Source organism: Companilactobacillus muriivasis (genome assembly GCF_036246245.1).
GTDB classification, from domain to species: Bacteria; Bacillota; Bacilli; order Lactobacillales; family Lactobacillaceae; genus Companilactobacillus; species Companilactobacillus muriivasis.
On the sequence record NZ_BTTQ01000011.1, the window covers coordinates 54,936 to 64,947 of the forward strand.

The window sequence follows — 10,012 nt, forward strand, 5'->3', positions numbered from 1 at the left end:
ATGAGACCATTGCAAAAAGAAATTATTGAATTTGAACATACTAAGCCAGAGATTGACCCAGAAGCTGAAATTAGACGCTCAGTGGACTTTCTCAAGAACTACTTAACGGCACACAGCTTTTTAAAAACACTTGTCCTAGGCATTTCTGGTGGACAGGATTCGACATTAGCAGGTAGATTATCAGAAATTGCTATGACTGAATTACGTGAAGAAACTGGCGATGACAGTTATCAATTTATCGCGGTTCGTTTGCCTTACGGTGAGCAAGCTGACGAGTCTGATTGTATGCAAGCTATCGAATGGATGAAAGCTGATAAAGTCGTTCGAGTTAACATTAAAGATAGTGTCGATGCAATGGTAAAAGCCGTTGAGAACAATGGTTTAACTATTTCTGATTTTAACAAAGGTAATATCAAAGCTAGAACTAGAATGATTGCACAATATGCGATTGCTGGCGATAACCAAGGTGTTGTTGTTGGAACCGATCACGCTGCTGAAAATATTACTGGTTTTTATACAAAATTTGGTGATGGCGCTGCTGATGTAACGCCGTTATTCCGTTTGGATAAGCGCCAAGGCAAGGCAATGTTAGCCAAACTTGATGCCCCTAAGAATCTTTATGAGAAAACACCAACAGCTGACTTGGAGGAAGACCGTCCTAGTTTGCCTGATGAAAAAGCTTTAGGTGTATCTTATAAAGATATTGACGATTATCTTGAAGGTAAAGACATTTCAGATGCTAGTGCTGAAATCATTGAAAACTGGTATAAGAAGACTGCTCACAAGCGCCGCTCTCCATATACCGTATTTGACAATTAGTATAGTTTTGTATCATATTTGGACATTCAGATTTTTTGAATGTCTTTTTTTTTAAGAAATGACGTATGTTAGAATGAGAGTGTAATCTTCTAAAAGAGGTGTATAACAGTGAAAAGTGATTTAATCTCCCTAATGAAACCATCCGTTGTCGCAATTAAACAACAGGATATTTTTAAGTTCAATGCGCGGGCCAAGAAAATACCAGGAGCTGTTAATATGACCGTTGGCGAACCCAACTTTCATACTCCTGAACACATCAAACAGGCTGCAATTAGAGCCATTGAAGATGACCACACGCACTACACAGTGCCAGAAGGTAACCACGATCTATTGGTTGCTGTAGCTAACTATCTGCACGATAAGTACGATTTGAATTATGATCCAGAGACACAGATTGTTGCTACGACTGGTGTTACCGAAGGTGTTTTCTCAGCCTTCAATGCGATTTTGCAAGATGGTGACGAGGTTTTAATTCCATCACCAGCATTTACCATTTATGGTCCAGATGCTGATTTCAATGGAGCTTCACCGGTTTACTTGGATACTTCAAAGACTGACTTCAAAGTCACTCCTGATGTATTAGCAGAGGTTTTGAGAACGAATCCACGTATCAAAATCTTTTTACTCAACTTCCCAAGTAATCCAACGGGGGTTAGTTACACTGAGGATGAATTACGAGCTTTAGCAGATGTTTTGAAAGACCACGATATTTTCGTTATCAGTGACGAAATATATAGTGAATTAACATATAACTTTAAACACGTCTCATTTGGCAATATTTTGCCGGAACAGACGATTCTACTGAACGGACTATCAAAGTCACATGCTATGACAGGTTGGCGCTTTGGGGTTGTTTGTGGGCCTGCAGAGGTCATTTCACAGATTAATAAGATCCATGAATTGGCAACTACATCAATCACATCAATTACTCAATACGCAGCCTTAGAAGCGTATACAAATGGCTACGATGATCCAAAAGCAATGCAGGTACAATATCAAGAAAGACGTGACGCCTTGTATGCTGGCTTACACGACATGGGCTTTGAATGCCCAACGCCAGATGGAGCCTTTTACTTATTTGCAAAAATTCCTGAAGATTACGAACAAGACGACGTTAAATTTGCTAACGATTTATTGGAAGAAGAGCATTTGGCAATTCTACCAGGAAGTTTCTTTGGTATCGGTGGTGAAGGTCACTTGCGTTTCAGTTATGCTGCAAGCATGGAAAGTATTAAACAGTGTATTTCGAAGCTTCAAAGTTTCCTGGTACACCATAAAAAATTAGCAAATATAGAGGGATAGAATGCTAAGTAAATTCCAAGGCATTATTAGTAAAATTATTATTGTGTGCCTAGCAATCTTTACGACAGTCGTATTGATTCAAATGGGACACTTTCTAACAATCAATTATTTAAAAGTTGAACCAGTATTAACAGTACTGGTTTTTCTTTGTGCAATTGTTTTTGTCGGTGGGGGTGGATTCGTCTTATATCGAATTCGTGATGATGACCCTAATTTAAACCGACTAATTCTAATCAGTATGCTAATGGTTTTCGCCATTGCGGCAATCATTTGGCTGAAATTAGTTCCACAGACACAGTTCAGTGACTTTAAAGCTTTCTGGAGAACAGCTCCTAAGGCGCTTGAGGGTAAAGCAATTTATAAGTATGACAATGATTATTTCGCCAAGTGGGCCTATCAAACAGGTTATCTAGTCTACGTTATGACGGTGGTCAAAGTCTTTGGTCACAAGATCATTGCCATTCAATTGTTAAACGTCTTGTATCAAGTTTTGATTCTGTTGATGTCATATATTCTAGCAATGCAATTGTTCAAAAACGTCAGTGTTGCTCGATTAACGGTCTTTGTTTTAATGATTGACTTAGATTGGTTTGCTTTAAATAGTCAGGCGGATAACCAATATTTAGGAATGCTGATGTTTCTTGTGACGTTCTATCTGATCACGAAGAATCAGTATTGGGCGTACGCCCTGGCCGGTATAACGCTGGGAATTGGTAGTATTATTCGACCAATTGGCCCCGTGGTTATTGCCGGAATCGTTGTATATGCTTTGTTGTACTTATTTATTCAAAATAATCAATTCAATTGGTCTGGTTTAGGTAAAATTCTGATTACATTGGTCATTTATCAAATGATATTCTCGGCTGCCGGTATGGCAATCAAGAGTTCTGGCTTGAATGAATATGGATTGACTAATCGTGATTCTGAGTGGAAATTTGTGGTTGGTCTAGATGCTAGTTCCAATGGATCATACGATCAAGGGATGGTTAACCGTTTCAATTTGAAGGATAGTCGTGCCAAGATGAGTGCTCAGGAACATCAGGTTATCCGAGAGAATATTTCTAACTTGAATTCAACGCATGGTTGGTTGAAATTGTTCTGGAATAAGAACGAAACGCTCTGGGCCGGTCGCTCAACGACGATTGACTTTACTGGATTTGAGACCCAACATTCATTGAAAGTAAGCAATATGGCTAAATTATTAGGCTATATGGGTACCGTTATACTGATTATTTTCTCATGGATAGGTTCATTAAGACTTTGGCATAATAAAAATCAAAAAACATTCTTATTAGTACTACCACTGATGGCCTACGCTGTCGTACAATTGTTAATTGAAGTGCAAGGCAGATATCGACTTGAATTTCTGCCTGTTATCGCCATCTTAGGCGGTTTAGGGCTATTTACCATTTGTGAATGGATGAGATCAAAGTGGGGTAAAATGAATGTCTGATGTATTTAAATTAAGTATTGTAGTACCTTGTTACAATGAGGAAGAGGTACTACATGAGACTACTAAAGAGTTGTCAGCCATTGTTGATGGCTTGGTAGCTGCAAAGAAAATCTCTGAGAAAAGTAAGATTGTTTTTGTGGATGATGGTAGTAAAGATAAAACTTGGGAATTGATTGATGAATTTTCAAAGAAGCATAACGCCGTTACAGGAGTTAAACTAAGCCGCAACTTCGGGCATCAGGGAGCATTATTGGCTGGAGTTACTAGTGCATCAAAAGATTCTGACGCCGTTATAACGATAGATGCTGATCTTCAAGATGATGTTAATGCGATTCCGAAGATGGTCGACGAGTATCTTAAGGGTGCCGAAGTTGTCTATGGCGTTAGAAACAATCGTGATACTGATACAGCTTTTAAGCGTAGCACAGCTGAAGCATTCTATAAGTTTATGGGATTCTTAGGTGTAAAACTGGTGCCTGATTCAGCTGATTATCGTTTGATGAGTCAACGTGCCTGCCAAGTATTGTTGAGTTATCGTGAGCGGAATTTATTCTTACGTGGAATTGTTCCATTAGTGGGATTCAAATCTGCCAAAGTATATTACGCCAGAAAAGAACGTTTTGCTGGAGAATCAAAGTATCCATTACGCAAAATGATTAAATTTGCCGTCGATGGTGTAACATCATTTTCAATCGTGCCAATTAAGTTGATTATGGGATTAGGATTTTTCATCGTATTCATCAGTATATTATTGCTGATTTACAGTTTTATTCGAAAAATCAATGGCGATGTAATCCCTGGTTGGTCGTCATTAATGATATCCATTTGGGCACTCGGTGGTGTACAATTAATTAGTATTAGTGTCATCGGCGAGTATGTTGGTAAAATCTTTAACGAGGTTAAGCAACGTCCAAGATTTACAGTTGAACGAGATATTTATGCTGAGAAGACACAAGAAGAAAATAAGAGGTAATTATTATGAATGCCGCACAAAAAAGAGCTATGCAATACGGTCAATTAATTAACAATACTGTTCAATCAATCCAGGAAGAGCAAGATAAGTTGAACCCAGAATACGAAAAGATTCGTGGTGCCTTGGATCGTAGTAAAGTTGATAAGATGGACGATGTTGAATACGGTAAGATCCAAAAAGATTTCGCTACTGGAACAAAGAACTATCAAGAAGCTCTAGCTAAACTTGAAAAAGGTAAGGCTCCTGCAAGATTGATGGGAACTCATATCTCACTAGTTTCTGCATTTAAGAAGTATGTTGAAGGCTGTGGAGAAATGACTGACAGTATCGGTGCTGACAAGCAAGTTGATCGTCACGCTTTTGATGAAGCTGAAAAGAAGCAAGACGAATATATGGATAGATTTTCTAAATTAATTCAAAAATTAACTGACTTGGCATAATGAATAATCAGGAATTAACCGAGTTAATAAAAAAGGTTTCCCAAGAATATTTTGGGAAGCCTTTTATTCATCAAGCTTGTTTTAACAGTCGTTTGAAGACAACTGGTGGTAGATTTCATTTAAATGACCGGCATATTGATATCAATCCTAAGATTTATGAACAGTTCGGATATGATACTTTGGTAGGAGTCATCAAACATGAATTGTGCCACTATCACTTGTATAACGACGGCTTACCAGCACAACATCGAGATCATACTTTTAAGGTTTTATTGCAGCAAGTTGGTGGGTTACGTTATTCGCCAATTCAAAGTAGTGTTAAGAAAAAAACTTATCATATTTATGAATGCAGCAACTGTCATCATATCTATCGGCGCGTTAAGAAATTGAATACACAAAAGTATGTCTGTGGCATTTGCCGTGGCAAGTTGAAATATATTAAAGATCTTAATATTTCAGCTTGAAATATTTTTTAATTATGTGTATTATAGAACGTGCATGCGGGTATGGCGGAACTGGCAGACGCGCAAGACTAAGGATCTTGTGGAGAGTTTTCTCCGTGGAAGTTCGAATCTTCTTACCCGCATCATCAAAGTAGTTGAACGATATTGTTCAGCTGCTTTTTTTTTGTTGCCTTGAAGTATGCCGCTTTCGGGTGACGAGAAAAATGCAGTTCTGCTATGAGTACCGGTTTGAGCCAGAGGGCGATCTCAAACCTCGATTTTGAACTTCGCATAAACTCGCGAATTTCAAAACTCGTCCTGTGGTGTAAGAGCTAAAGCTCTAACGCCACCTTCATAGCAGACTGCATTTTTCTCGTCACCCTACAGCTGAAATTCTTAATTAATTTGTGCCACTCAGAAATGTTAAATCATTTATTCTGATTAATCCTTGAAGTATTTTTTGCTTTGCCAGAGGGAAATTATCCTCGACACATTCAACGTATATCTCACCATCGAATATACCTAAGTCAAAGGTTTTCAAAATAGAATGTAACAAAATATATTTGGATGATCCTATTTTGAAAGTAAAATCGTGATTATCAAGGTAATCTAAAGTCCAACCATTATCAGATATGACAATTTTAGAACCACTATTTTTGACGTATAAAATGATCTTATCAAGAGAGTTATCTAAAAAAGGAGTCTCAATACGAATTGAATTGGATGATAATTCGGTATATTTTTCGTTTTCTCTGAGCCATTCAAAATATGCTTTTCTCATTTCAAAAGTATCCATTTTTTCCCCTAACTTATCCCCAAAATTAATGAACATCTTTAACTGCTATATCAGATGCTTTGATGAATTCATTTGTGGCAACGCGATAATATTTTTCATTATTGATATAAGTGATGCTGTCGACTTTCCAACTCGTGTTATTTGCAAGTGAGCGGTCAGTGACTAAGTCTCCTTTAGCAGTGTAAATTTTAGTTTGGACTTTATGAGTAGTTACGATTAGATTCACAGGTGAGTAAATGTAGACGTCATTTGCATTGACGAATTCATTTGTTGCTACACGGTAATATTGCTGACCATTAATTTCAGTTTCACGGTCGGTTATCCATGCACTATTTACGGAAAGCTCACGATTGGAAATTAGTTTATTTTCAGCTTGGTAAAGTAATTTGGCTGAATCGTCATAAGTTCTGATTCGTTCATCAATTGGATTGTATGAATAAACTTGGTTTGCTTGAGCCCATTCGTTGGCAGCAATCCGATAATAATTAATACCATTCACTGTTATTTTGGCATCACTGTTCCAACTAATTGCATTATTTAGGACACGGTTGGTAACAAAATTCATTTGTTTATTTGAATCCAGTTGAAAAATTTGTACAGCCACTTTATCTGCAAAAGTTGAAATCGTTTGTTTGATTGGATTGGTATATGAAACATCTGGTCGTTTAATATTGTGATGGCTTGAGCCCCTTGAGGGCTTTTTTTTGTACGTTAAAGTCTGTTTTTGATCAATTACTAGTTTTGGATTTTTGGCATCAATAATTTTGAGCGTGCCATCGGGTTGGTAAGTAGCGATGATTGTGGGAGCGAAGTAGCCGGGTAAGTTTGGAGCTGAAATTGTTTTCGAATTGTCTCCATACTTTCCTTCAGGAATTGTCAGGGTGATTGTTTCAAGTCCATTAGGATTTTTGACGATAAGTTTTGCACCAGCAACTGTGACTCCTGTGTAAAAGTTGGAGTTGTTGAAATCAATGGAATGATTGTTGTTGATGTCGCTGATTGTTATACCGTTAGGTCCATAGTTAACCTGAAATTTTGGGGATGTGTAGCCATCCACTCCTGGTAGAGTGATGGGGGTTGAAGTTCCAACTTTTCCGTCTGGAATTTGGAGAGTTTCTTTACCCACTGGTGTTAATATCGTTTGAGAATGTCCGGTAAGTGTAATCGGTGTATAGTTTAAATCTTTGGGGTTATCAGGAATGAAGTCGCCATTTGAGTCGATTTTTCCAGATATTTCTTCATTTACAGGTGTATATCCCTTGATAGCGGGCGATTTGATTTTCAAAGAATTGCCAACTGATACGGGACCATAAGTAGTGCTACCGGCAGATTTATCATTTAATTTGAAATGGAAGGTTCCAGAATTGAATCTTTTTCCAATGTAGTTAGAAAGTTTATTTAGATCAATAACGTTATTCTTATCATTCAATAACGTAACGGTTTTGTTGGCGTTATAAATGACTGTTATTTTTGAAGTCGTATAGCCAGAAACTTCGGGTAAATCTATTTGCTTTGAAGTACCGACAGTACCTTTGGGGATTTCCAGATTCATTGCACCACTAGGTGTATTTACTGATTTATGGGATACGTCAAGTATATCTCCCTGATAGATTGAATCAGGGGATGAGTCAGGGATAAGTTTTCCTTCAGCATTGATGGTTCCGGTGATTTGTGCACCTGGCTCTGTGTGGTAACCGTTTATTGTGGGAGCCTTAAATTGGACCTTTTTCCCAACTGTTTCTTTGCCATAAGAAATCTCGGCTTTGGAACCATCTTTTAAAGTGAAAGTATAAGTCCCAGGATCGGTATTATTTCCTTGATAATTATTGATTTTGCTGGGGTCAACGGTCTTGTCATCGTAGTCTTGAAATATAACAGTTTCCTGTTTATTCTCGTCGACTACATATTTTACCTTGATTTTTTTTGTGGTGTATCCAGGAACTTCAGGTAAATCAATAGTAGTGGAAGTACCGATATTACCTTGGGGAATAGTTATTGTTTTGTTACCTTCTGGAGTAGGTACCGTTAACTCACTTTTTTTCACTGTATCTCCCGTGTAGGAGTAGGTTGAATCTGGATCAGGAATGAATTTACCTTTGACGTCAATAATTCCCTTAATTTGCTTTTGGTCGGGTTTGTAACCTAAAATTTCAGGAGAATTGATAAATACAGTTTTCCCAACATATTCAGTTCCATAATCGGTTGAACCATGTGATCCGTCTTTTAAAGTTACTTCAAATGATCCTGGTTGAGTTTCTTTTCCTTTATAAATACTAGAATCGGTGGGGTCAATAACCTTTTTAGTTTCAGAATCTATTAGGACGGTACCTTCAGGATTATATACAGCTATCACATTGTTAGTTGTATAACCATCAACTTGAGGTAGGGTAAAAGGTTTTGATTTTGAAAAGATAGTACCTGCGGGTATAGTAAAATCTTTTGAACCTACAGGTGTGTTTATTGATGCATGATTTTCTGAAACAGATTTTGGAACAATCTCAATTTCTGAGGAGTCAATTGTGTACGGATTTTTTGAATCATCATTGTTATAAGTTATTTTAATAGTGTTAATGGTGTTCTGTTTGAATGTGTATCCTTTAGGTAAATTATCTTCAGAGATTGTTATTTCCGTATGATTACTAACAGAGCCATCGGGAATATCGATTGTTATTTTTTGTCCGTCTATTGTTATTTCTTTATTTTTTTCACCATTGGCTGGCTTAAGTTTGTATATTGCTGTTTCATTAGCCGTCGATTGTGTCAGACCAAGAACGGCATTTATTTCTTGATTAGGTTCTAAGTAATAAACTTTGCCGTCTGGAAAGGTCCATTGTTCTTTGGGGGTGACAGGGGTCAACCGACCAATAGTTCCAGTTGCATTGGTGGTGACATCATAATTCAGGTTAGTATGAATAGTCACTTGGTTGGTTACGGTTATATTCTGAGAGGTATTTTCAACGGCATGGTAATATACCACATCAGATGTGTTGGACAAATGATTTCCAGAACCATTATAAAAATATCCTAAACCATTGATGATAGTTCCATCATCCTTAGAAATAGGAATACCGGTAAATGTATCACCGGTTGGGGTATAAATGTCATGATCCTTTGTGTATCCTTTCCAACTAGTACCCTTATTGGAAGTTAAATAGGTATTCGGATTGAATCGAAGATTAGGGTTTAGAGCAATAGAATTTAAATTGGTACCATCAAACATTCCCTCATTAATAGTAGAGTCACCAGTCTTTGTAGTTTTTGCCCAGGACCAATTAAATAGGTTTAAACTATCTAGACTTATATCATTTTTGAACATGGAAATTAGATTTATTATTACTTTCGAATTAGTTTGAAGGGCCTCGGAATTTGTTCTCCAAGCATTAGTACTAGACAAATCGGGTTTATCAGTACTGATAAATTTTTGTAATTTTACATCATTTGCAAATGCGTAACGTCCGTCAGTGATATTTTGAAAACTATTTTTTGAGAAAGTTATCGATTGGAGAGAGGTGTCATTCTCAAACATATGACTGATATTTTCAATTTGAGTTACATCATTTTTAGATAGATTAATTTCAGTTAGTTTAGAATCATTTTTGAACATTCCCTCGGTATCGGTAGTGTTGATTTTATTCTTCTGAGAGTCGATGAATTTCAAAGGCGAATTTTATAATCAAGTTAGCCACTTTAGAAAAATGACAAAATAAAAACACCAAGACGTAAAAATCAGGTATCATTGGAGTTCTCACACAAACAATGAAAGAGGTTTTTCGTCTTGGTGCTAGA

The 10,012-nt window shown here is 37.1% G+C and carries 8 protein-coding genes and 1 tRNA gene; 7 read left to right on the forward strand and 2 right to left on the reverse strand.

Going from position 1 to position 10,012, the window contains the following annotated elements; translation table 11 throughout:
- From nadE to AAA923_RS11250, 7 genes are all read left to right on the forward strand, one after another.
- Positions 1 to 819 (forward strand): NAD(+) synthase, encoded by an 819-nt coding sequence (gene nadE / locus AAA923_RS11220; RefSeq protein ID WP_338217177.1) that lies wholly within the window; start codon positions 1 to 3, stop codon positions 817 to 819.
- A 132-nt stretch (positions 820 to 951) separates the two neighbouring features.
- Positions 952 to 2,121 (forward strand): aminotransferase class I/II-fold pyridoxal phosphate-dependent enzyme, encoded by a 1,170-nt coding sequence (locus AAA923_RS11225; protein WP_435890178.1) that lies wholly within the window; start codon positions 952 to 954, stop codon positions 2,119 to 2,121.
- Between the two features lies 1 nt (position 2,122).
- The gene (locus tag AAA923_RS11230; RefSeq protein ID WP_338217182.1) at positions 2,123 to 3,574 is read left to right on the forward strand and encodes a glycosyltransferase family protein; all 1,452 of its coding nucleotides are present in this window, start codon (positions 2,123 to 2,125) and stop codon (positions 3,572 to 3,574) included.
- Positions 3,567 to 4,547 (forward strand): glycosyltransferase family 2 protein, encoded by a 981-nt coding sequence (locus tag AAA923_RS11235; protein WP_338217184.1) that lies wholly within the window; start codon positions 3,567 to 3,569, stop codon positions 4,545 to 4,547. Before AAA923_RS11230 ends, AAA923_RS11235 begins: the two co-directional genes overlap by 8 nt.
- Before the next feature lie 5 nt (positions 4,548 to 4,552).
- A complete protein-coding gene (locus tag AAA923_RS11240; protein ID WP_338217186.1) occupies positions 4,553 to 4,987 on the forward strand; it encodes a hypothetical protein in 435 nt (144 codons plus the stop codon).
- Entirely contained in the window at positions 4,987 to 5,451 is a 465-nt protein-coding gene (locus AAA923_RS11245) for a SprT family protein (RefSeq protein WP_338217187.1), read from the forward strand. The genes AAA923_RS11240 and AAA923_RS11245 overlap by 1 nt, the downstream gene beginning before the upstream one ends.
- A gap of 36 nt (positions 5,452 to 5,487) precedes the next feature.
- Positions 5,488 to 5,573, forward strand: a tRNA-Leu gene (locus AAA923_RS11250).
- A 257-nt stretch (positions 5,574 to 5,830) separates the two neighbouring features.
- Here the strand turns inward: AAA923_RS11250 and AAA923_RS11255 are convergent.
- Positions 5,831 to 6,226, reverse strand: coding sequence for a DUF1828 domain-containing protein (locus AAA923_RS11255; RefSeq protein WP_338217188.1), 396 nt, complete (start codon positions 6,224 to 6,226; stop codon positions 5,831 to 5,833).
- A 25-nt stretch (positions 6,227 to 6,251) separates the two neighbouring features.
- On the reverse strand, positions 6,252 to 9,884 hold the full coding sequence (locus tag AAA923_RS11260) for an SLAP domain-containing protein (RefSeq protein WP_338217190.1): 3,633 nt from the start codon (positions 9,882 to 9,884) through the stop codon (positions 6,252 to 6,254).
- Positions 9,885 to 10,012 lie beyond the last annotated feature (128 nt).